20 protein-coding genes and 2 pseudogenes are annotated in these 21,414 nt (G+C 70.9%); 14 read left to right on the forward strand and 8 right to left on the reverse strand.

Annotation, left to right across the window (positions count from 1 at the left end):
* Window position 1: 1 nt before the first annotated feature.
* Entirely contained in the window at window positions 2-433 is a 432-nt protein-coding gene (locus AB0O36_RS32710) for a CAP domain-containing protein (RefSeq protein ID WP_365116665.1), read from the reverse strand.
* Between the two features lie 347 nt (window positions 434-780).
* Here AB0O36_RS32710 and AB0O36_RS32715 point away from each other — a divergent pair.
* Window positions 781-879 (forward strand): annotated as a pseudogene (locus AB0O36_RS32715) (transcriptional regulator); the annotation flags it as partial.
* A gap of 60 nt (window positions 880-939) precedes the next feature.
* On the opposite strand, the gene AB0O36_RS32720 reads toward AB0O36_RS32715, so the two are convergent.
* The gene (locus AB0O36_RS32720) at window positions 940-1,428 is read right to left on the reverse strand and encodes an isochorismatase family protein (RefSeq protein WP_365116547.1); all 489 of its coding nucleotides are present in this window, start codon (window positions 1,426-1,428) and stop codon (window positions 940-942) included.
* A gap of 135 nt (window positions 1,429-1,563) precedes the next feature.
* Window positions 1,564-2,400, reverse strand: coding sequence for a hypothetical protein (locus AB0O36_RS32725; protein WP_365116550.1), 837 nt, complete (start codon window positions 2,398-2,400; stop codon window positions 1,564-1,566).
* A 127-nt stretch (window positions 2,401-2,527) separates the two neighbouring features.
* On the opposite strand from AB0O36_RS32725, the gene AB0O36_RS32730 reads away from it, so the two are divergent.
* On the forward strand, window positions 2,528-3,100 hold the full coding sequence (locus AB0O36_RS32730; RefSeq protein ID WP_365116553.1) for a DUF1707 domain-containing protein: 573 nt from the start codon (window positions 2,528-2,530) through the stop codon (window positions 3,098-3,100).
* A 117-nt stretch (window positions 3,101-3,217) separates the two neighbouring features.
* On the opposite strand, the gene AB0O36_RS32735 is transcribed toward AB0O36_RS32730, so the two are convergent.
* The gene (locus AB0O36_RS32735) at window positions 3,218-4,426 is read right to left on the reverse strand and encodes an IS701 family transposase (RefSeq protein WP_365116556.1); all 1,209 of its coding nucleotides are present in this window, start codon (window positions 4,424-4,426) and stop codon (window positions 3,218-3,220) included.
* A gap of 117 nt (window positions 4,427-4,543) precedes the next feature.
* On the opposite strand from AB0O36_RS32735, the gene AB0O36_RS32740 reads away from it, so the two are divergent.
* The 5 genes and pseudogenes from AB0O36_RS32740 (at window position 4,544) to AB0O36_RS32760 (ending at window position 9,579) form a co-directional block, all read left to right on the forward strand.
* Window positions 4,544-5,107 carry a DNA-binding protein gene (locus AB0O36_RS32740; protein WP_365116558.1) on the forward strand — a complete coding sequence of 188 codons (564 nt, stop codon included), beginning with the start codon at window positions 4,544-4,546 and terminating at the stop codon, window positions 5,105-5,107.
* Window positions 5,108-5,308: 201 nt separating this feature from the next.
* Window positions 5,309-5,854 carry a hypothetical protein gene (locus tag AB0O36_RS32745; protein ID WP_365116561.1) on the forward strand — a complete coding sequence of 182 codons (546 nt, stop codon included), beginning with the start codon at window positions 5,309-5,311 and terminating at the stop codon, window positions 5,852-5,854.
* A 194-nt stretch (window positions 5,855-6,048) separates the two neighbouring features.
* Window positions 6,049-6,934 (forward strand): annotated as a pseudogene (locus AB0O36_RS32750) (IS5 family transposase).
* Between the two features lie 201 nt (window positions 6,935-7,135).
* Entirely contained in the window at window positions 7,136-8,203 is a 1,068-nt protein-coding gene (locus tag AB0O36_RS32755) for an IS110 family transposase (RefSeq protein WP_365116668.1), read from the forward strand.
* Between the two features lie 308 nt (window positions 8,204-8,511).
* Window positions 8,512-9,579: a hypothetical protein gene (locus tag AB0O36_RS32760; RefSeq protein WP_365116564.1), complete on the forward strand. Its 1,068-nt coding sequence runs from the start codon at window positions 8,512-8,514 to the stop codon at window positions 9,577-9,579.
* A 33-nt stretch (window positions 9,580-9,612) separates the two neighbouring features.
* On the opposite strand, the gene AB0O36_RS32765 is transcribed toward AB0O36_RS32760, so the two are convergent.
* Both AB0O36_RS32765 and AB0O36_RS32770 read right to left on the reverse strand, forming a co-directional pair.
* Complete coding sequence (locus tag AB0O36_RS32765) at window positions 9,613-11,037, reverse strand: cellulase family glycosylhydrolase (protein WP_365116566.1); 1,425 nt, start codon at window positions 11,035-11,037, stop codon at window positions 9,613-9,615.
* A gap of 178 nt (window positions 11,038-11,215) precedes the next feature.
* Window positions 11,216-11,992, reverse strand: coding sequence for an alpha/beta hydrolase (locus AB0O36_RS32770; protein WP_365116569.1), 777 nt, complete (start codon window positions 11,990-11,992; stop codon window positions 11,216-11,218).
* Window positions 11,993-12,091: 99 nt separating this feature from the next.
* Between AB0O36_RS32770 and AB0O36_RS32775 the strand changes: the two genes are divergently transcribed.
* From AB0O36_RS32775 to AB0O36_RS32795, 5 genes are all read left to right on the forward strand, one after another.
* Window positions 12,092-12,631, forward strand: coding sequence for a PadR family transcriptional regulator (locus AB0O36_RS32775; protein WP_365116572.1), 540 nt, complete (start codon window positions 12,092-12,094; stop codon window positions 12,629-12,631).
* Window positions 12,632-12,837: 206 nt separating this feature from the next.
* Complete coding sequence (locus tag AB0O36_RS32780) at window positions 12,838-15,030, forward strand: SpoIIE family protein phosphatase (RefSeq protein ID WP_365116575.1); 2,193 nt, start codon at window positions 12,838-12,840, stop codon at window positions 15,028-15,030.
* A 398-nt stretch (window positions 15,031-15,428) separates the two neighbouring features.
* Entirely contained in the window at window positions 15,429-16,970 is a 1,542-nt protein-coding gene (locus tag AB0O36_RS32785; RefSeq protein ID WP_365116578.1) for a protein kinase, read from the forward strand.
* Window positions 16,971-17,177: 207 nt separating this feature from the next.
* Complete coding sequence (locus tag AB0O36_RS32790; protein ID WP_365116579.1) at window positions 17,178-17,627, forward strand: TspO/MBR family protein; 450 nt, start codon at window positions 17,178-17,180, stop codon at window positions 17,625-17,627.
* Between the two features lie 254 nt (window positions 17,628-17,881).
* Window positions 17,882-18,148, forward strand: a complete 267-nt coding sequence (locus AB0O36_RS32795) for a protealysin inhibitor emfourin (protein ID WP_365116582.1) — start codon at window positions 17,882-17,884, stop codon at window positions 18,146-18,148.
* Window positions 18,149-18,255: 107 nt separating this feature from the next.
* On the opposite strand, the gene AB0O36_RS32800 is transcribed toward AB0O36_RS32795, so the two are convergent.
* Window positions 18,256-19,233 (reverse strand): WYL domain-containing protein, encoded by a 978-nt coding sequence (locus tag AB0O36_RS32800; protein ID WP_365116585.1) that lies wholly within the window; start codon window positions 19,231-19,233, stop codon window positions 18,256-18,258.
* A 127-nt stretch (window positions 19,234-19,360) separates the two neighbouring features.
* Here AB0O36_RS32800 and AB0O36_RS32805 point away from each other — a divergent pair, with 127 nt between their 5' ends.
* Entirely contained in the window at window positions 19,361-20,101 is a 741-nt protein-coding gene (locus AB0O36_RS32805; RefSeq protein ID WP_365116587.1) for an NIPSNAP family protein, read from the forward strand.
* Between the two features lie 68 nt (window positions 20,102-20,169).
* On the opposite strand, the gene AB0O36_RS32810 is transcribed toward AB0O36_RS32805, so the two are convergent.
* Window positions 20,170-20,598, reverse strand: coding sequence for a hypothetical protein (locus AB0O36_RS32810; protein ID WP_365116670.1), 429 nt, complete (start codon window positions 20,596-20,598; stop codon window positions 20,170-20,172).
* A 23-nt stretch (window positions 20,599-20,621) separates the two neighbouring features.
* On the opposite strand from AB0O36_RS32810, the gene AB0O36_RS32815 reads away from it, so the two are divergent.
* Complete coding sequence (locus AB0O36_RS32815) at window positions 20,622-21,323, forward strand: VOC family protein (protein ID WP_365116590.1); 702 nt, start codon at window positions 20,622-20,624, stop codon at window positions 21,321-21,323.
* Window positions 21,324-21,414 lie beyond the last annotated feature (91 nt).

The raw sequence follows: 21,414 nt of genomic DNA on the forward strand, positions 1-21,414 counted from the left end.
GTCACCTCTGGCAGCGCCCGAACGTCACCACGTAGGTCGCGGCGCCGCTCGCACCGGCTCCGGCCCGGTCCGCGGAGCCGGGCAGCGCCGCGCTGCCGATTTCGCGCAGCGTCCCGCTGAGGATGTTCGCGCGGTGGCCCGGGCTGTTCATCCACCATCTGACGGCGGCGCTCGGCGTGCCCGAGGTGCCCCAGCCGGTGTACGTGATCTCAGCGACCTGCCACGACCGGGGGTTCGGGCAGTAACCGGCTCCCATGATGCGGCTCTGCGGGGTCGAGCCCGTCTGGGGATTGGTGTGCGAGTCCTTGCCCGGACCCCACCACTTCAACTGCACGGCCGCGGCGGCGTGCTGCCGGGCCGCGGTGTTCAGGGCGGAGTTGACGGTCAGTGGCGGCAGCCCGCGCTGCGTACGCTCCGCATTGATCAAGCCCACCACGTCCCCGGGCTGGGCAGCTGCGTCCTGCGACGCGGCAGCGGGTACGAGCGTCGCCGCCAGAAGGGCAGCGACGGCCGGACCGATGAGCTTCCGGGTACGTGAAGCAGTGCATTCCACGAGGTACACCTCCCGCGACCACGAACAGTGGTTTCGAGCGCTTGGGTGAGGCGACCAGTCGCTTTCGCTTCGACGTCGTTTCCAGGCTGCCATCCGGACCGCCCGGTCGCCATCGGGGCCGGACCGGCCGCTGCGCGGCCAGGAACGACGTCGGCTGCCGCACCTCTCCCCCGAGCGCGGTGCGGGCGCAGGCCCGGGTGCGACGCGGCCTGTCAGCGCTCGTGTCCGCCGCGGTGGGGCCGGCACGGCAGACCGCCGCGTTCCCTTCGGACCGGCTGGCTTCGCAGGGGCTGCTGGATGTCGTGTACGAGCGGCGCACCGGGCGCAGGGATCCTGTCCGGTCCCGGCGAAGACCCGTCCCGCGCCCGTCTGGTGCCCGAGCGGCGTCAGGTGTAGTCGACGGTGTTGCGCACCTCGCCGAAGCGGGGGAAGGTCCGTTCCACGGCGAACTCGTGCTCGTCCGCGGCCAGTCCGGACATCGCATCGGCCACGAACTCGAGTTCGTAGCCGTGGTCCGCCGCGGCCCGTGCGGTGGACTCGACCCCCAGCGTGGTGACCAGCCCGGCGATCACCAAGGTGTCCACACCCAGCTTGCGCAATTGCTCGTCCAGATCAGTGCCGTAGAACGCGCCGATGGTGCGCTTGACCACCACGACGTCGCCGTCGTGCACCAGGTCGTCGGCGAAGCCGCTGCCCGGCGGTTGCTCCGCCACGTTCGGGCGCTCCACCCGGACCTGCACCACGGGGCGCCCACTCGCCCGGAACGACGTGGCCAACTCGCGGCAGCGCGCGAGCACTTCTGAACCGGAGTGCGGGGCGAGCGGGAGGGCGATGATGCGCGGCATCAGGTCAATGAGGATCAGCGCGGAAGTCATGGGGCGATCCTAGGGGCGTCCGGCGCACCGCAGGCCAGAGAACGCTCCGCGGGTGCCCGCAGAGCGCCCGCGGGCGCGCGCTGGTGGGCAGCCTCCACGCCACGCGCCGCCGGGAAGCTTCCCCACCCGCCTCCTTCAGCCCGGGTAGGTGACCGAGCCCAGCGGCGGGCACGGGATGAGCCGGTTGTCGGCGCCGGGTCGTTCGACGAAGGCCCGGGCTGCGGCGGCCCGTCGGCGCCGGGATTCCAGCTCGTCGGCGTACCGGGCGTCGCGCGTGGCACGGTCGTGGTCCCACGAGTCGTCGATGAGGCCGAGGCTGGTATTGCCGGCGCTGCGCTGGAATTCCGCCTTCACTGCGGCCTGCTGGAGTGCGGTCTGGACCGCGGCGAGATCGATGCGGGTGATCAGGACCCCGGGGGTGTCCGGTTCGCGGGTGGGTATGGGGGCCTGCGGCAGCAGCGACACCCCGGTGTCCTGGCGGCCGATGTTGTCGACGCTCGCGGTCTGTGCGTCCCTCGACATGGCCTGCATTTCCCCGTGCAGCCAGAAGAGTTCGTCGAGGTCGGCCGAAGTGATGCGCATCCGCTGGTACAGGGCCTGGAAACGACGGTCTTGGTGCAACGGTCGTACGGGGGCGGCGTGCAGCGCCACGCAGTCGTTGAAGCCGGCTGCCACCGCGAGGTCGAGGTGGGAGACGGTCTGGTCCATCCGTCTGTGTGCGAGGGCCATGCCACCGAGGGCCGCGTGCCCGGCGGCGACGAGCCACGTGCCGTCGGGGCCGAGCGCCGTGGCGCGCGCGACGACGTCGTGGAGGCCCGCGCTGACGTCGACGCTCTGCGGGGAGCCGAGGAACTGACGCGCGAGCGAGGTGAAGGCGTCCTGTTCCCGTACCGTCGCGGCGGCACCCTGGGTCAGGTGCGTCACCAGCAGCTCGTGCACACGGGTGGCCAGTGAGATAACGGTGTCGACCATGGATCTCCTCGGACCTGGGGATAAAGAGGCGCTCCCGCAGAGTACGGCCCGCGGCCCGGATCAGGGTCCGCCGGGTGACGCTCGCACGGTGAACGGGGCACCGCCTGAACGGGGTTAGATTCGTTGTATGACTCAATCGTATGAGCAGGGGCTTCTCTCCACCGATGGCCGGGCGCGGATGAGAGCGGCAGACAGTGACCGGGATGGGGCCGCGGAGCAGCTGCGTACGGCGGCGGGGGACGGACGCATCAGTCCGGCCGAGTTGGAGGAGCGGCTCGAGCAGGCGTACGCGGCGAGGACCTACGCGGAGTTGGAACCGCTCGTCGCGGACCTGCCGGCCGTCACGGGGGCGGGCGCCGAGACGCTGGTGCTGAAGACCCATCTCGCTGCGATCAGGCAGACCGGGCCGTGGGTGGTCCCGCCGCGGATCGTGGCCGAGTGCAAGATGCTGAACATCCTGATCGCCTTCACCCAGGCAGCGTGCCGGCACCGCGAGGTGACACTGGAGGCATCGTGCGGGATGGGGACGATACAGGTCGTGGTGCCCGCCGGATGGCACGTACGCATCGACCCCACCAGCACGAACATCGGACGCATCACGAACAGGGCGGGCGGACCGGTGGATCCCACGGCCCCGGTGCTGACCGTGCTGGGACACCCGAGGACCGGGCAGATCAGGATCAAGCAGGCCCGGCACTAGTAGGGCTTTGTTAGCTCGTGTCGTAGGGCTGTCGTGGGGTGGGTTGTCGGCAGGTGGGGCAGGTGCCGGTCCAGGTGGCGAGTAGGTGTTGGAGGAGGTCCAGGGCCTGGTAGAGGGTCAGGCCCTGGCAGGGGCTTTTGGGTAGGTCCGCTGTTCGGTGAGGAACAGGTGGGCTGCGGTGACGAGGGTGACATGGCGGTGCCAGCCAGTGAACGAGCGGCCCTCGAAGTGGTCCAGGCCGAGGACTGTTTTCAGTTCGCGGTAGTCGTGCCCGATCCGCCAGCGTGACTTCGCCAGCCTGACCAGGTCCTTCGCCGGAATACCGGCGGGCAGATTCGAGATCCAGTACTTGACCGGCTCGTCCTCGCCTTCGGGCCACTGGGCGATCAGCCAGGTCAGCGGGATCGTGCCGTCGTCGGAGGGTTTTGGGCGCCGGGCGGCCAGACGGACCCGCAGGAGCACGAAGTGCGAGCTCAGCGCGGCCTTGGAACCCTTGCGCCAGACCACCGCCCGCCCCTGCCCCCGCCCGGCGGCCAGCACATGCTCCCGCAAGGCCACCGGGCGGGTGCGGTATCGCGGCAGTGGCCTGGGACCGAGTCCGCCATAGGCGGGCCGGTGCGGCTCGGCGCCCTCCGAGTGGGCGGTCATCTCGCCTTTCACCTGGAGGACGTAGCCCAGGCCGCGGTCTTCCAGAGCGTGGCGGAAGTCCGCGTTCGCACCGTAGCCCGCGTCCGCGACCACAGCGGCGGGCCGCAGCCCGATGCCGGCCAGTTCGTCGAGCATGTCCAGCGCGAGCCGCCACTTCGGCTGATGGTGCGTGTCCTCGGGTATCCGGCAGGCCTCCCGACGATCGGCCATCTCGGGGACATCCCAGGAGGCAGGCAGGAACAAACGCCAGGCCAGCGGGCACGAGGCAGTGTCGGAGGGGGCATGGACACTCACCCCGATCTGACAGTTCCCGACCTTGCCCAACGTGCCGGAGTACTGGCGGGCCACCCCCGCGGATGCCTTCCCGTCCTTCGGAAACCCGGTGTCGTCCACCACCCACACCTGCGGGCGGACCGCCCGCACCGCCCGCCACGCAAGACGGGCCCTCACCTCCTCGACTGGCCAGGTCGAGGACGTCATGAACTGCTGCAGCTGCTGATGGTCGATCCCCAGCCGCTCAGCCATCGGCTGCATCGACCTCCGCCGGCCATCCAACAGCAGCCCTCGCAGATACAACTGGCCCTTCGCCCGCTGATCCCGCCGCGTCAACGGCGCGAACACCTCCGAGGCGAACTCCTCCAACCGGCCCCGCACCGCCGCAAGCTCCCCAGCCCTCATACCGCCAGCGAACTACCAGACACCCGACGTCACAAGACCAGCTAACAAAGCCCTACTAGGACTTGTCCGGCCGATCATGTACGGAGCCAGATGACGAGGGTTCCCACGTCCCTTGCTGTGTCCGACGCCATCACCCACTACCGCCAGCTGCGCGAGCTGACCGTCGACGAGCTGGCCTACGTGCTCTTGATGCTCGACCACCCGATCTCTGCCGACGTCCTCGCTGAGATGGAGCGATGTGTTCGCCCCGTGACCGTTGACGATCTTGTGGCGATCGCTTACGTGCTCGAGACGACTCCCGCGGTGATGCTGTCGCACGTCCCCATCGACATGCCGGAACCTGATGGGCCCCTCGCCACCGGGCTGCCGAATGACGTCGACCAGGCTGAGCTGCGTGCCTGGCTGGAGGGGAAGACCACGCTCGACCGCGAGGCGCGGGTGAACTGGTGGAAGGAGCGGGTCGCCCGTCTCCGGGTCCGGGCTGCGCATCATGAGGAGCAGCTGCAAGGTGTGCACGCGGAGCTGCGTGAGCTCGGCGACCTGACGCTGCAGGAAGCGGATGCCCTGCCCGTCCAGTGTCTGCAGTACCGAATCCGGGACGGCGAGCACGCGCTCAATCAGGCAGAGGTCGCACTGGCGTTGACGGTGCAGCGGCTCGACAACTTCCCCGAAGACGTCTGACGACTGAGTTTCGACCACTCAAGGGTGCCTATGAAGGCTGACTCTGACAGATATTCTGCTGTTTGCGTGGTACCTCTGATACAGCAACCAGCAGTACTGGCAGTGCTGCTGCCGGCGCCCCAGCCACCGCAGAGCTGACGCCGGCCGACCATCCAGAACGAACGAAGGCAGAACACTGTGAACTCCGCAAGGACCACATATGTGACGCGGGCCGGGATAGCCGCATCCATCGCGGCTCTGGCCCCGGGCGCACTGATGCTCACGGGCTGCGGCGCGAGTAGTGACGCTGCTTCCTCGAAGGGCCCCAGCAGCAGCCAGGCCTCCAGCTTCGACGGTGCCTACATCTCCATCACCGATGGGGCCCGCGGGGAGATTGCAGCCATCGACGGTCACGAGATCACGTACATCGACGTCCCTGGTGGCGACCTGCGGTGCAAGCTGACCACGATGGCCCTCGACGACATCAAACGCCGCGCGATCGTCAAAGACGGTAGAACCGACAAAGGGCAGTACCAGGTCCTGTCGACCGGCACAATCAACGACGGCCGGACCAGCGTGCTCTGGAACGATGTCAACGGCTCTGATCAGACGGGCACCGACCCGGGATCAGGCGCGCTTTCGATCTCGAGTGATATGATCACGCTCGGATACACCTTCGACTACTCGATCGATCAGGTCCAGCTCATCCCTGTCGACAGCGGCCAGGCAAAGGCATTGATGGCAAAGGACTGCGACCAGCACAGCTGAAGGTCATTCCGCCCAGTCGGCACAGAATCCTGTCGACATCGCATCCATGGGATTCTGCTTTCTCCCTGACGCATACTCCCGGAGCTGCTGTGCCGGTACTGCTTCGGCTGCTGGCTCGGTGAGGACCGTCGAGGAGGCTTGGACTTGGCCGGCCGATCATGTGACTACTCCGCCGTTGTGTCGTTGATGTGGACATGGGGCGGGGAGATCTGACGGATGCCGAGTGGGAACGGCTGCGGCCGTTCCTGCCGGTCAGCAACAGGCGTTGTGGCAGGTGATCGACGGGATTCTGCACCGGGTGCGGACCGGCGTTCAGTGGCGTGACCTGCCCGAACGGTTCGGCCCGTGGAAGACCGTCTATGAACGCCATCGCCTGTGGTCGGCCGACGGAACCTGGGAACGCCTGCTCCAGCAAGTCCAGGCCGAGGCCGACGCGGCCGGGGAGATCGACTGGGACATCTCGATCGACTCCACCATCATGCGGGCACATCAGCACGCCGCCGGCGCCCGCACAGAACCACCGCCGACTCCCGCCTCAAAGGGGGACGCAGCGGCAGAACACCAGGGCGAAACACCGTGGCAGAGCCTCGCCGCCCGCCTGGTGGAGGCGGTGCAGGAGGTGAAGGCCTGGGCCGCTCGCGCGGCGGGTTCACCACCAAGCTCCACCTGGGCGCGGACGGCCGCTGCCGCCCGCTGTCCCTGATCGTCACGCCAGGGCAGCGGGCGGACTGCACCCAGTTCAAGCCCGTGCTGGAGAAGATCCGAGTCCCACGCATCGGGCCGGGCAGGCCACGCAAGAAGCCTGACAGCCTCGCCGCCGACAAGGCCTACAGCAACGGCCCATGCCGCGAGTATCTGCGGCGCCGGAGCATCCGGCACACGATTCCGGAGAAGACCGACAGTCAGGCCGCCCGCCTGCGCAAAGGGTCACGCGGCGGACGGCCACCCGGCTTCGATGAGGACCGCTACAAGAAACGCAACACAGTCGAACGAGCGATCAACCGCCTGAAGCAGCACCGGGCCGTCGCCACTCGCTACGACTGTGAGGATGTGCAGGTGCCGCTTCGGGTGGTGGCTTGACCCGCGTTACGACTGGCCCTGGTGCCTTGCGTTTGATCTGTCAGCCACTGTCCGGAGCGGTACTCGCTGCCGCTGGACCGGCAGGCGTGTCCCGATAGGGGCCTTCGCGAGAGGCACCGTCACAGTCCTGACCGCCCTGACCGATCCAGCGATGGCCGCCCCACTTCCCATGGCTGTAGGAGACAGGTGACCGTGACCAGGATGACCCAGTCCGCCCCGCTGGACCAGGAGACCTCCGAGATCGTGCTGGGTGTCGATACCCACAAGGACATCCATGTGGCCGCCGTGGTCACGGCCGCCGGCGCCTTCATCGAGAGCCGGAGCTTTCCGACGACCGCCGAGGGCTACGAGCATTTACTGCATTGGGCCCGGGCACTCGGCCGCCTCGACCGAGCCGGGGTGGAGTGCACGGGCTCATACGGCGCCGCACTGAGCCGGTATCTCCTCCGTCAGGGCATCACCGTCTTCGAGGTGAACCAGCCCGACAAGGCCACCCGTCGGCGCCGCGGTAAGAGCGACATCATCGACGCCGAGGCCGCAGCCCGTGCCGTGACCACCGGCCGGGCCACCGCGACCGCGAAGGCCGGCGACGGGCCCGTGGAGATGCTCAGGCCGTTCAAGATGGCCAAGGCCTCCGCGACCAAGTCCCGGGCTCAGGCAATCAACCAGCTCAAGGCCGTCCTCGTGGCCACCGACCCCGACCTCCGCCAGTCCATGGCCGGTCTGAGCAACCCCAAACTGATACGCGCCTGCGCCGGCCTGGACGGCCCGGCAGTCGGAGCGGCCGGGGCAGCGGCCCACACGCTCCGGCTCCTGGCCCGGCGGATCCAGCACCTTTCCGAAGAGATCGAGGACCTCACCACGCGGATCACAGAGGTCATCACGCGGCACAACCCGCAGCTCTTGGCCTGCTACGGCGTCGGCCCCGACACTGCCGCGACCCTCCTGATCGCAGCAGGCGGCAACCCGGAACGACTCCGCAGCGAGGCCTCGTTCGCAGCCCTCTGCGGCGTCAGCCCAGTCGAGGCCTCCTCCGGGAAAACCCAGCGACGACGCCTCAACCGCGGCGGAAACCGCCAGGCCAACTCCGCCCTCTACACCATCGTGCTGGCCCGCCTCCGATGGGACACCCGCACCCGCGGCTACCTCGACAGGCGCGTCTCCGAAGGCAAGACCCGACGCGAAGCACTCCGCTGCCTCAAACGCTACGTCGCACGCGAGATCCACCGACTCATCACGCACACCACAACCCACGTCCTGGCTGCTTGACATCCATAGGGGCATCAAGCGCGGCTACGTCTTCCTCGGGACCGCGACTGCCGCAACCCTCGTCATCTGGCTCCGTACTGATCGGCCGGACAAGTCCTAGCCGAGCCGACCTGACGAGGGCTCGCCTCGCGGCCGGGCTCCACCCCAGGCTCCCGACGAACTCCGCGACCTGGTCCTCGCCTCCCTCCGTGTCCAAGGCCGACGGCGCCGGCGCCGTCGGCCCGTGACCGAAGGCGCCGGCGAGCGTTGTAGGGGATGTGCTGACCCATGCCGCCCCCGCTGTCCCTGAGTTGCCGTTCCTGCTGACGATGCCGCAGGGCCGTGCGGCACGCCTGCTCCTGGCGTACGTGGCCGCGCTGCCGCTGTCCTCCCCGGACGCCCAGCTGCTCGCGGTGATGGTGGTCATCCGCTCCGCCCGGGGCGGCAACGGGAACATCACGGGCCAGGATCTGCGGTCGCTCAGACAAGCCGACCCGGCCGGGGCGGTCGAGGCGCTGCGCGGCCTGGGGTGGCGGATTCCCGACGAGCTGCTCGACGGACCTCCCGAGGTCCCGGTCGGAGTGACGGTGCCGGCTCTGGCCGCCGGGACGGACCACCCGCTGCCCCTCGGCAAGCAGGTGCGTTCCCGGGTATCGGGCTGGTCCACCCGCACGTTGGCCGCCAAGCCGCTCAAGAAGGCCGGCCAGGCCGGACGGCTCGCCGCGCTGTTCCTCGCTGCCCACAGCACGTCCGAGCTCCGCGGGACGCTGCCCGGCGAACTCCCCGAATCGTGCCGCGCCGGGCTGCCGGAGTTGCTGGAGAAGGGCTTCCTCGCGGAGCTCTCCGGCGAGGAGTACCGCCTCGGCGACGGAGTGCGGCACCTCGCCGGCAGGGTCTACGACCCCGCCGACCCCTTTGCGCTCCCCCCGCCTACGCCACCCCGCGCCGACCCGCCCGGGATCAGCCCGGCCGACTGGACGCAGTGGTTGGCCACGGCGCGACCGGGTCTGCGGAAGCATGCCGGGGCAGTCGAAAGCTGTGCCGTGTGCAGCCTCCCCTTCGAGCGGGTGACGTCCGCCTTCATGGAGGAGCAGGTCCACCTCCCGCCGCCGCGCCGCGCGCGCGACGCCTACGACGCGTGGAAGGAGAAGCATCCCGAACACGGGGAGGAGGCCGCCCGTTTCACGATCGCGTTCCGCGCGGAGCACGGACACGGCCCGTCCTACACCCAGCTGTGCGCCGGCCTGGGCTGGAAGGGCCGCCGAAGCCTGAAGTCCCTCATCGTGAGCGGACTGCTGGCGGACGGTTGGCTCACCGACACCTCCCCCGTGCCGTGGACCCTGCGCCCGGGCGCGACCGCCAACGCCCACGGGATCGCCCTGCCGGTGACGCGCTGAAGGCATGCACGTTGCCGGCTTCCGGCCCCGGCGTCACCTCGGGCGGATCGTGACCGTGTACGTGGCTCCGGTCCTGCCGCGGGTGTTCACGGTGACGGTCCGGCCGTGGCCGTGATCGTCCCAACTGGCCTTTCCGCCCTGGACATCGACGCGGTAGCCGTTCGGGTACGTGTCCTCGGGCACGGTGATCCGGGTGGGCCCCTCGGCGTTGTCACGGGTGCGGAAGGTGAGGGTGTACGTACGTGTGGCGGGGTCGTAGGCGAAGCTGAGCGGGTCGCCGGCGACGGCCTGCGCGTAGGGCTGCACGAGGAGCCGGGCGTTGGGCTTCGCCGCGCCCGCCTGATCGAGGAAGCAGTAGCCGCCGCCCCGGCACCACTGCCACCAGGTCCAGCCGCTTGAGAAGCGGTCCATGGAGGCCGTCATGTCGGTGACGAACCGGCTCGCGTGCGGAACGTAGGGGTTGCCGCCCCATTCCCCGACGATCACCGGCATGCGGTGACGGGTCGGGTAGTCGCTGATCGCGGCCTCGTAGGCGGGGATGAAGGTGCCGTCGGGGTCGTAGTCGCCGCCGGTTTCCATGGCGGTCTCGTAGAAGTGCGGCGCGTAGCCGGCGTGCGGGTCGTCGACGCGGCCCATCCGGGTCGGGACGCCGAGACCGACGATGACGGTCGGCTCGACGAACACCCACGAGGTGCGGTCGACCAGGCGGACCGCCCGGGCCAGGCGGTTCCACATCTCGGTGAGCTCCCCGGCCTCGAAGCGGGCCGCGGCGGCGGGCAGGTCTTCGCCTTCGAGGAACCTCGCGAACGGCTCGTTCATCAGGTCGTAGCCGAGCAGCGCCGGGTGCCCGCCCAGGGCGGAAGCGACCGTCGTCCACATACGGGCGTGCGCGGCGCGGAGATCGGCGTCCTTGTACAGGTGGTCGAAGGCGGCCTGCACGGACGGCTCGAAGTATTCGGAGAACCAGTCCTCCGGTATCGGCCAGAACGGCAGCCCCTCGTCCCGGGTGGCCCAGGCGGGTATGCCGCGGGAGCCGAAGTGCGGGCCGTACACGTCCTGGTGGGCATCGAGGATGACCTTGATGTGATAGCGGTCGGCCCAGTCGAGGATGCGACGCATCTTGGCGAGGTAACCGCGGTCGTAGTGGCCGCGGGTGGGTTCGAGGTCGTCCCAGAAGAACGCCAGGCGTGCAAGGTTGAAGCCCCGCGCCGCCATGTCCCTGAGGTCGCTCTCGTGGATGTCGGCGAACGCGTCGGCACCTCGGCTGCGTTTGTCGGCGAGGTTGAAGCCGCGCCACTGCAGCGCGCGGCCTTGTCCGTCGGCGATGAACGTGCGGTCACCGACCGTGACACGGTCGGGGGTGCGGTGGGGACGGTCCTGTGCCTGCACGGGGAGGGCGCCGAGCAGCAGGGCTGCCACGGCGAGGGCGACAGGGGCGACGCGGGAGGTCCGGCGCATGCGGGAGCCTTTCGACTCGGCTTCTCGGGCGGAGTGCTACTGGCCGGTCGGATGTTACTGATGGGTGACTCAACTTCCCATCACTTCACATGAGTTGGTTGGAAATCACCGGCATCGATGTGGACCGCCGGCCGCCCTGGACGGCTTCCCCGAACCGCGGGCGACAGCTCCGCCCGAGTCACGACCGTTGCAGGGCGCGGGCCGCGGCCCGGGCGAATGCCTCCGGGTTGTCCAGCATGATGTTGTGCCCGCAGTCCGGTATCGATACCACCTCGACCCCCGCTTCCAGGAGTTCCTCCGCCCCGGGGAGCGGCCCGTCGGCCTCGGGCTGCAGGCACGTCCGCGGGATCGGCAGGGCCGCCAGCACGTCGCGCATGGCGGGCTCGGTGCCGAGGGCCCGGTGCACCGCGCTGCGGTACAGCGCCTCACGTCCGGCCAGACGCATGGTGGACCACCAGTGCGGCCCGACGTTCTCGCGGACCCGGCGCCATCCGCCGGCGAGGAACTCCTCTTCGGTGTGGGCGGTGATGCCGCTCGATCCGGGGCGGATCTCCCCCAGGGGCACCGGGTCGAGGGTGGCGTCGACCAGGACGAGCCGGTCCACCAGGTGGGGGTGCCGGGCGGCCAGCACGATGGCCACCCCGCCGCCCATGCTGTGCCCGATGACATCCGCCGCCCGGACCCCGGCGGCCTCCAGGGCCGTTGCCACGGTGTCGGCGTGCTCCTCCATGGAATAGCCGAAGTCGGTGGGGCGGTCGCTGATGCCGAAGCCCAGCAGGTCCACCAGCAGTGAGCGGTGGCCGGCCAGGGCGGGATGGGCGGCGGAAGCCGCGAAGTACGGCGCGGCGGAGGCGCCGAGCCCGTGCAGGTAGACCCGGGTGGTGCGCCCGGGGTGTCCGGGCATCTCCACCCAGCGGATCCGCGCCCCTCCGGGCGTCACCTGGGCGTCGCGCATGACTCCTCCTCGATCACTCGATCACTCGGCTACTTCGAAAGCCTCGGCGAGACTATACATCGGCACCGATGTATAGCGAGAGTGAGGCATCATGGCAGGGTGTTGGAACTGGCGATCCTTGGCTTTCTGTACGAGCAGCCGCTGCACGGCTACGAGCTGAAGAGGCGCGTCGCGCATCTGACCGGCCATGTCCGGCCGATCGCGGACGGCACGCTCTATCCGGCCATCAAGCGACTGGAGAAGGCCGGACTGCTGAGCCGGCAGACCGAGCCCGGCACCCGTGCCGCGCCCCGGCACGTCCTCACCTTGACGGAAGCGGGCCGGAACGAACTGCGCCACCGCCTGCGGGATGCCGACGGCATCGGGATCAGCGACGAGAACCACTGGTTCGTCGCCCTGGCCTTCCTGCGCCACCTGGAGGACCCCGGGCAGCAGGCCGCGGTCCTCCGTCGCCGCCTGGCCTTCCTCAAGGAGCCGAGCTCCTTCTTCTACGAGGGGGACCGCCCGCTCGGCGCCGAGGAGTTCACCGACCCCTTCCGCCAGGGCCTGCTGACCATCGCCCGCGCCACCAGCCGCACCGAGCTGGACTGGCTGGACACCACCCTGAAGGCGCTCACCACCGAGGCCGATGCACGCTGACTCCCCGGCGGGGCCCCTGTCCAAGGACCTACGGCAGGGCTGGACCGGGGCGGTACGGCGGGACCGGGCGCCATCCCGGCACGGCGGGAGTATGGTCCGGGTATGAGCGACGTCCGCGGGGGCCCGTGCGGGGTCCCGCGGCCACGGCCGGCGGACCTGGGACGCCCGTGCGGCGGTGCGGGACGTCGCGCGGGACGGTGAGCGGCATGCGGCCACCGGTCGACGGGCCTCCGGACGACGCTTCCGTCGAGGAACGGCTCGACTCGGCCCTCGCCCGGGTGATGCGGGACAGCGGGGCTTCCGTCGGCCTGGTGTACCTGCTGGTGCCGGAGGAAGGGGTCCTCCAGCTGCTCCTGCTGGCGGGCGCCTCCCGGCAGATCGCCGCCCCCTGGTACCGCGTCCCGGCGGACGCGCCGCTCCCGGTGGCGGACGCTGTCGCGGACGGGAGGCTGGTCTGGCTGGGCGGCGGTCAGGAGGAGGTCGCCCGCCGGTACCCGCGCCTGGGGATCGTGTTGCCGTACGACTTCGTGCTGGCCGCCGCGCCCATCACCGCTCCGGCCGCCGTGTGGGGCGCCATCGTCGTACTGTGGCCGGTCCCGCACCCGCCGGAGCTCGGCGCATCCGAACACGAGGCGCTCGACGGCTTCTGCCACCTGGCGGCCCGGCTCCTGCAGCGGGCGGCCGACGGCGGGCGGCCACTGCGCGATGGCGGTGAACCGCGGGCCGTCCGCCCGCCTGCCCGTACGGAGACCGACCCGGCCCTGGCAGCCGCCGCCCTCGAGTGCGCCGAGCGGCTGCCGCTGGGCTGCTGCTCCCTGGACCTGGACGGCCGTATCACCTTCATCAACACCGCCGGCGCGGCCCTGGTCGGTGCCGAGCCGGCCCGGCTGCTGGGCGAGCAACCGTGGGAGGTGCTGCAGTGGCTGCGCGATCCGCTCGCCGAGGACCGCTACCGCGCCGCGGTGGTCTCCGGCCGGCCGACCGCATTCACCGCCGTGCGGCCGCCCGGCATCCGGCTGTCGTTCCGGCTCCACCCGGACGCGAGCGGGATCAGCGTCCAGATCAGCCCCGAGGAGGTCGCCGTAGGCATGCCGGCCACCACGGGGACGGCGCCGGCCGACGCCACCGGGCCGTACGGTCCGCAGGCGCCGGAGCCCTTCGGCGCCATGGCCCTGTACCAGCTGACGCACCTGGCGGCCGCCCTCGCCGAGGCCGTCGGCGTGCGCGACGTGGCCAGGCTGGTCGCCGACCAGATCGTGCCGGCGTTCGGCCCCCAGGGCCTGGTCCTGATGACCCTGGACGAGGGCCGGCTGCACATCGTCGAACACCGGGGCTACGAACGGGAGTTCCTCGACCGTTTCGACGGCACCCCGGTGACCTCCGACGTCACCAACGCCCAGGTGCTGGCCACCGGCACACCCGTGTTCTTCCGCACGTACGACCACTTCCGCCGCGCGCACGCCACCGCCCCCCGGTTCACCGGACGCCAGGCGTGGGCGTTCCTGCCGCTGACCGCCTCCGGCCGTTCGGTGGGCTCGCTCGTCCTCTCCTACGACCGGCCGCGTCCCTTCCCGCCCGCCGAACGCGCGCTTCTGAGCTCGCTGGCCGGGCTGATCGCCCAGGCCTTGGACCGGGCCCTGCTCTACGACGCCACACACGCCCTTGCGCACACGCTGCAGGCCGGGCTGCTGCCGCACGCCCTTCCGCCGGTGCCCGGTCTCGCCGTGGCCGCCCGCTACCTGGCCGCCGGCCAGGGCATGGACATCGGCGGTGACTTCTACGACCTCATCCACCCCGGTGCCGGTGCCGGTGCCGGCACCGCCGGTACAGCCAGCACCGCCGTCGCAGTCATCGGTGACGTGCAGGGACACAACACCAGTGCGGCCGCCCTGATGGGGCAGGTCCGCACGGCCGTACACGCACACGCCATCGCCGGCGCCTCCCCCGGGGCCATCCTCAGCCGCACCAACCGACTGCTGACCGAGCTCGACCCCGGACTCTTCACCAGTTGCCTGATCGCCGAACTCGACCTGTCCGAGGGGCTGCTCCGTCTGGCCAGCGCAGGCCATCCCCCGCCGCTGCTGCGCAGCCGGGACGGACATGCCGAGGTGCTCGACGTGCCGCCGGGCCTGCTCCTCGGCATCGACGCCGACGCCGGGTACCCCACCACCGAGGTCGCGCTGCCGCCCGGCACCGTCCTCGCCCTCTACACCGACGGGCTCGTCGAAATCCCCGGCGTCGACATCGGGGACTCGACCGCCGATCTGCTCCGGTACTTCGCGCACGCGGATGCGGCGACCCTGGACGGCCTGGCCGACGGCATCATCAGGCACGCCGAGGAGGCCACCGCCCACATCGACGACATGGCCCTCCTGCTGCTCCGCAGGCCGGGAGTGTGATGCATGGGGGACTCCAGGAGCATGCGTGGAGGGCAGGAGCGGCTGATGCCATGCGGCGTACGGATGCTGTGACGTGCCGCACCCGCTGGGCAGTTGTGGGCCGCCCGGTGGCGTCGTGCCCGACGGCAGGGTCGGTGCGGTGATCGGGGCGGGGAGCGTACGGCCCGTGTTCTGCGCCCGGGAAGCGCACCTGCGGGGCGCTCGACCGGGAAACCTCCGATGCCGTGGAACACTCCCTCAACCGTCCGGTTCCGCGCCGCCACGAGGAGCGCATCGGACGCTCGACCCTCGTCGTCAGGCCGGGCGACCGGGCCGTGTGGACCTTCGACCGCGCCAGGCCACGGTCGGCAGGTGGGGGCCGTTCTCGCGGCCAGGCGGGTTGGGTTAGGTTCCCGGTCGTGACTCACGATCGCGGACGACTGCTGGCCGGCCGGTACCGGCTGGCCGAACTGCTCGGCCAGGGCGGTATGGGGACCGTCTGGCGGGCCCACGACGAGCGGCTCGACCGGGAGGTCGCTCTCAAGGAGCTCCGGCTCCCCGACGACCTCGACGCGTCCCGGCGGGAAGCCTGGATCGGCCGCCTGGACCGCGAGGCGCGCGCGGCCGCCCGGCTGAAACACCCGGGGGTGATCACCGTCCACGACCGGATAGCCGGCGACGACGGCCGCCCGTGGATCGTGATGGAACTCGTCCGCGGCCGCTCCCTGGATGATCTGATCAAGGAGGAGGGCCCGCTTCCGCCGGCCCGGGTGGCCAGGATCGGCCGACAGGTCCTCGACGCGCTGAGCGCCGTGCACGCCACGGGCGTCACCCACCGGGACGTCAAGCCCGCCAACGTGCTGCTGGAAGGCGACCGGGTGGTGCTGACCGACTTCGGGATCGCCGCCGTGCAGGGCGAGCCTGGTCTGACCCGGTCGGGGGCCCTCATGGGTACCCCGGTCTACATGTCCCCCGAGCAGGTGCGTGGTCTTCCGGCGACTGCCGAATCCGACTTGTGGTCGCTGGGCGCGACGTTGTTCACCGCCGTGGAGGGCCGGCCTCCGTTCGACAGCTCGGGTTCCTGGGCCGTCTTCGTCGCCATCGCCACCGAGGAGCCCGCCGCCGCCGTCCGCGCCGGGGAGCTCGCCCCCGTGCTGATGGGCCTCCTTCGCAAGGACCCGGCGCAGCGCCTCACCGCCGAGGAGGCGTACGACCTGCTCGCCGGACCGGCGGCCACAGCGGAGCCCTTCTCGCCGGACCCCGCGCCGGCCTCGGCGTCCACGCTGCGCCTGGGGGTGGCGAAGGGCCGCGGCCCCGGGGCGGGACGGCTGATCCCACTGCCGACCGGGTTCGCCCGCCCTGCCCGGCGGCGGGGGTACCTCCTGGGCGGCCTGGCGGCGGTCGTCGTCGCCTCCCTGGTCGCCATGCCCGGGTGGTTACCGGAAGCCGGATCCCGCGACGACGACGCCGGTCGCAGCCGCGCGACGGGCTCGACGGCACCCACGCACCACTCCCCGTCTCCGTCCCCGCCTCCCTCCTCCGTCGCGCCCACCGCCACCACCCCGTCCGTCCCCGGTCCCACACGGACCACCCCCACGGCGGCCCCCTCCTCCACGCGTGGGGCCACGCACACCCCACTCGACCGTCAGGCCGTCGAGCGTATCTTCGCGCTCTACATGAACGGCCTGGCCGACCACGACATGACCTCGCTGCGCCGGGGCACCTGCCCCCGGCTGCGCTCGGGCCTGCTCGGATTCGCCCTCAACGGCTACTTCGTGGACCGCTGGGAGCTCCAGCCCTACGAGATCCCTCCGGGGAGGGACGAGCTCAGCGTGGAAGCGAAGATCACCCGGCGTCACCCTGAGACCGGGGAACCCGCGGGCGACGTCCTCAACCAATGGATCATCGAGCGGAACGCGGACCAGCAGTACTTCGTATGTGGCTGGCTCAACGAGGAGTGACCTGTCAGGAGCTGCTGTCGGCGGGGCGGCGGCCGGTCTGGGTCCGGGCCGCACCTGCCCGGGCCGCACGTGCCCGGGTCCGCCGGCCGGTGTGGACCGCGCGGGACAGGGCAGACGCCGGGCGTGCGACTTCTCGGGCGAGCGCGGCCGGGCGGTGCCGGCCACCCGTGCGGGGCGCGCCCGGCAGGGGCCTGGCGGGCCTACGCCGTGTCCGCCCTCGCCGTGGCGGCGACCGCCGGAGCGGGCTCCGTCGCCGTCGACCCCGACAGCTCCTGGTACCGGCAGTTGCGCAAGCCGGTGTGGCAGCCGCCCGAGTGGGCGTTCGGCGCGGTCTGGACCCCTTTGTACGCGGGGATCGCGTGGGCGGGCGGGCGCGCGTGGAACGCGGCGGCACCCGGCAGCCGCGCTGCCCTGGCCGGCAGCCTGGCCGTCAACCTGGTCCTGAACGCGGGCTGGACCTGGCTGTTCTTCCGGGCCCGCAGCCCGGGCGCGGGCCTCGCCGGCACCCTTGCGCTGGACATCGGCAACGTGGACCTGATCCGGCGCACCGCCCGCGCCGACCGGGCGGCCGCGGCGGCCCTGCTCCCGTACGCCGCCTGGTGCGGCTTCGCCACGGCGCTGAACGCCTCCCTCGTGTGCCGCAACCGCGTCCGATGAACCTTGAGCTCGGTCATCACACCGCGCTTCTGCCCTCCCGTCATCCGTGCATTCGAGGCGATGACCGCTCACCCGAATGACACCGGAACTCCTCGCGGGTGCACGTTTTCGGTCGTCTTCGCGCGGTGGAGCGGACGGTGTGTCCGGGGTGGGGATGGCGGGGCAGGCGCGTAGGTGTCCTGCACAGCCGCGCCGCTGCCGCCGCTCTCGTACGACCGGGTGGTGGATCCGCGGCACCGAAGAGGACGTTCAGCATGCTGATCACCGTGACGCGTACGGGTGGGCTCGCGGGTCGGGAACGGCAGGCCGCGGTCGACACGGAGTGCCGGCCCGACCGGGCCGACCTTGAGCTGCTGGCCGAGCGGGCGCTCGGCGAGGACTGGCCGGCCGATCGGCAGCCGGTGGCCGACGGCTACCGGTACGTCGTGCAGGTCGACGGGAAGGTCATGGAACTGCACGAGCCGCACCTCACCGCGAACCAGCGGCAGTTGATCAGCGCCGTACTGGAGGAAGGAGCCTGACGGAGCAGTCGGGCCCCTGCACGAGACGGGTCACTGCCGTGGCCACCCGTGCCGGGGCGGTGATACCGCTCAGAGGGGGCGTGGCAGGAGGTCTCATCGGCCGGCGGTCAGTGGACTTCGTAGGCCCGGGCGAGGACCCCGATGGTCTCGGCCATGGCCAGGCGGAGTTCCGCCGGTGCGATGACCTCGACGTCGACGCCGAGCCGCAGCAGCTCGCCGCAGGCGTGTCGGGTGCTCTCGGTCGGGATGACCGCCTCGACCCAACCGTCGGCGCCGGCCGCGGTCGCGGTGGAGTCGACGGCCCGCACCACTTCCGGTGGGACGTTGTCGGGCAGGCGTCGGCGTCCTTGCGGAGACAGGCGGATGGTGGCCGTGCCGGTGTAGCGGCGCGTCCGGAAGTCATCGAGGTAGGAGGTCCAGTACGTGCCCAGGTCGAAGTCGCCGGGCCGGTCGAACACCTCCTCGCTCACCACCGCGTCGAGGACTTGGGTGGCGCGGTACGTCGCGACGCCCGTCTCCGTGGCGGCCACGAGGTACCAGGTGCCGGATTTGAGGACCAGTCCGTAGGGGCGGAGGCGGCGACTCACCTCCTGCGGGGCGCGCCAGCGGCGGTAGCGCACGTCCACCGCGCGCCGGGTGAGCACCGCGTCGACGAGGAGGGGGAGGTGCGGTGTCCGTTCGGGTTCCCGGTACCAGCCGGGGGCGTCCAGGTGGAAGACCGCCGCGGTCCGCGCCGCCTCTTCACGCAGTCCTGCGGGTAGCGCGGCCAGCAGTTTCAGCCGGGCGGCCGTCACCTCGCCGGCGAGGCCCAGGTCGGCGGCGGGCCCCGGCAGCCCTGCGAAGAACAGTGCCCGTGCCTCGCCCTCGCTCATCCCGGTCAGCCGGGTGCGGTAGCCGTCGAGGAGTCGGTAGCCGCCGCCGCGGCCCGGTTCCGCGTAGACCGGAACTCCGGCAGCCTGCAGGCGCGTCAGGTCACGGTACGCCGTCCGCACCGATACCCCCAGCTCATCGGCGATCGTCTGGGCGGACAGGCGGCCGGAGGATTGGAGCAACAACAGCACCGACAGCAGGCGACTGGCAGACATGGATGCATTCTCCTCGGAAACCCTGACAGCCCCTGTCAGATGACTCCCCTACCGTCGGTCCGCGTCCGGCTCGCGCCGCGCGAACCGCGAGGGCGTATCCGAAGAAGTACCGAACAGGAGTCCAGCTGTGCCACCGACCGACCTGACCGGTCTGCCTGCCGTGATCGAGCTTCGCCAGTACACGCTGCGTCCGGGGCGGCGAGACGAGCTCGTGGCGCTCTTCGACCGGGAGTTCATCGAGCCCCAGGAAGAGCTGGGGATGATCGTGCTCGGCCAGTTCCGGGACCTCGACGACCCGGACCGCTTCGTCTGGCTGCGCGGATTCCGGGACATGACGGCCCGCCATCGCGGGCTCACGGACTTCTACGGCGGCGACGTCTGGGCCAGGCACGGTCCCCGGGCGAACGACACGATGATCGACTCCGACGACGTCCTCCTGCTGCGCCCTCTGCCGACCGGGAGCGGATTCACCTGCTCCCCCTCCGGGCGCCCCGCGGACGGGGCTCCCGCGCCGGACCGGTTCGTGGACGCCACCCTGTGGTCCTTCCCTCCCGGACGGCAGGACGGCATCGCGCTGATCCGGGACGGGCTCCTTCCCGTGCTCCTGGAGACGGGCCCTGCGCCGCTCGCCCTGCTGATCACCGAACACGCGCACAATGATTTCCCCAGGCTGCCGGTCCGCTCCGGCGAGAACGTCGTCGCGATCCTCACCTCGTACCCCGACGAGACAGCGCACCGTCGACACCTCACCGACGTACGGGCTCATCCGCTGGCGCGGGGCGAGCTCCTGCCGGCCATCGAGCGGGAACAGACGGCGGCGCCCCGAAGACTGCGGCTGGCGCCCACGGGCCGCTCGCTCATCTCCTGACGCGTGGGCGACGACTCAGGAGCCTGGGGCCTGGGCCGTGAGCCGTGTTCCGTGGGCCGTGATCCGGGTCAGATGGCCGGAGGGAACCTGTCCCAGGCGCGGTGCCTGCCGAGGGCCTCGGTGACGGTACCGGCGACGGCCGGCCCTTCGTCCCCGAGGGCGACGCCGGGTTCTCCGGCACCGATGCCGGCGGCTTCGAGCACCGGCCCGGATCCGTTCCAGCCACCGACCGCCTTGCCGTGCCGGTACGCCTCGTTCAGCAGGAGCAGGACACGCGGGTCGGGGCCCTGTGGCTCCGGGGCGCCCGATCTGGGACAGGGCGGGGCTGGGTTCGCCGCCTGCGGGGGGGCACGGTGGCTTCGGGGCGGGCAGGCCGAGACCTTCGGCCACTGCGCCGCACAGGTCTGGATCGACGAGGGCCACCGCGGGAGACCCGGTGACGATTCGTCAGCGGCGGGTCTCCCCGCGGATCGCCGACATGTCCCGTGGCTTTCTATTCAACTTTGACTAGAGTGGCGGCATGGGTGAGAAGACCATTCCGATCCTGCCGTGCCAGACCATCCAGCCCGTTCTCGACTTCTACACGACCCTTGGGTTCGAGGTGACCTTCCAGCAGAAGAGCCCCAATCCGTACGCGGCCGTCCAGCTCGGCGGCGTACAGCTCCACTTCTTCGGGATGAAGCAGTACGAGCCGGCCGAGTCGTTCAGTACGTGCATCGTCCAGACCGATGACGTCGACGGGCTGCATGAGATCTTTCGGGCCAGACTGAAGGCGGCGTACGGGAGAGTGCCGAACCGCGGGCTGCCACGAATCGGGCCGCTGAAGAACACGTCACACGGCGTGCGGCAGTTCCTCATGACCGATCCGGGCGGCAACTGCATCCGCATCGGGCAGCAGACGAGCGACGACCAGCACCACCGGCCCGCCCCCCAGGAGACCTTCGCCCGGGCACTGCACCACGCATCCCTCCTCGCGGACTCCAAGGAAGACCCGGCGGGCGCCGCGAAGATCATCGACCGGGCACTGCGCCTTCAGGACGAGCGCCCCACGCCTGTGCAGCTGCTCCGTCTTCTCGTGCTGCGTGCGGACGTCGCCGCTCGCCTCGGCGAGAAGGACACCGCGACGTCCGCGCTCGCCGCGGCCACCGCAGTCCACCTCACCCCGGAGGAACAGGAGTCCGTACACGACGACCTCGCGCGCCTCAGGCAACTGCCGGGCTGAGGATCTGCTGCCAAAGCGCCGGTCACAGCCGCCACCCTTGCCCGGCGTCACGCGGCCGCCGCTCGGGAAGCCTTGACGACATGCCGGGAGC

Origin of the sequence: Streptomyces sp. NPDC089799, from assembly GCF_040684755.1 — a bacterium.
In the GTDB taxonomy this organism is placed as follows: Bacteria; Actinomycetota; Actinomycetes; order Streptomycetales; family Streptomycetaceae; genus Streptomyces.

What these genes read in the sequence shown, in the direction of transcription:
- AB0O36_RS32720 (WP_365116547.1), bottom strand. Translation starts at nt 1,428, where the DNA reads ATGACTTCCGCGCTGATCCTCATTGACCTGATGCCGCGCATCATCGCC.
- AB0O36_RS32725 (WP_365116550.1), bottom strand. Translation starts at nt 2,400, where the DNA reads ATGGTCGACACCGTTATCTCACTGGCCACCCGTGTGCACGAGCTGCTG.
- AB0O36_RS32730 (WP_365116553.1), top strand. Translation starts at nt 2,528, where the DNA reads ATGACTCAATCGTATGAGCAGGGGCTTCTCTCCACCGATGGCCGGGCG.
- AB0O36_RS32735 (WP_365116556.1), bottom strand. Translation starts at nt 4,426, where the DNA reads ATGAGGGCTGGGGAGCTTGCGGCGGTGCGGGGCCGGTTGGAGGAGTTC.
- AB0O36_RS32755 (WP_365116668.1), top strand. Translation starts at nt 7,136, where the DNA reads ATGACCCAGTCCGCCCCGCTGGACCAGGAGACCTCCGAGATCGTGCTG.
- AB0O36_RS32760 (WP_365116564.1), top strand. Translation starts at nt 8,512, where the DNA reads ATGCCGCAGGGCCGTGCGGCACGCCTGCTCCTGGCGTACGTGGCCGCG.
- AB0O36_RS32765 (WP_365116566.1), bottom strand. Translation starts at nt 11,037, where the DNA reads ATGCGCCGGACCTCCCGCGTCGCCCCTGTCGCCCTCGCCGTGGCAGCC.
- AB0O36_RS32770 (WP_365116569.1), bottom strand. Translation starts at nt 11,992, where the DNA reads ATGCGCGACGCCCAGGTGACGCCCGGAGGGGCGCGGATCCGCTGGGTG.
- AB0O36_RS32780 (WP_365116575.1), top strand. Translation starts at nt 12,838, where the DNA reads ATGCGGCCACCGGTCGACGGGCCTCCGGACGACGCTTCCGTCGAGGAA.
- AB0O36_RS32795 (WP_365116582.1), top strand. Translation starts at nt 17,882, where the DNA reads ATGCTGATCACCGTGACGCGTACGGGTGGGCTCGCGGGTCGGGAACGG.
- AB0O36_RS32800 (WP_365116585.1), bottom strand. Translation starts at nt 19,233, where the DNA reads ATGTCTGCCAGTCGCCTGCTGTCGGTGCTGTTGTTGCTCCAATCCTCC.
- AB0O36_RS32815 (WP_365116590.1), top strand. Translation starts at nt 20,622, where the DNA reads ATGGGTGAGAAGACCATTCCGATCCTGCCGTGCCAGACCATCCAGCCC.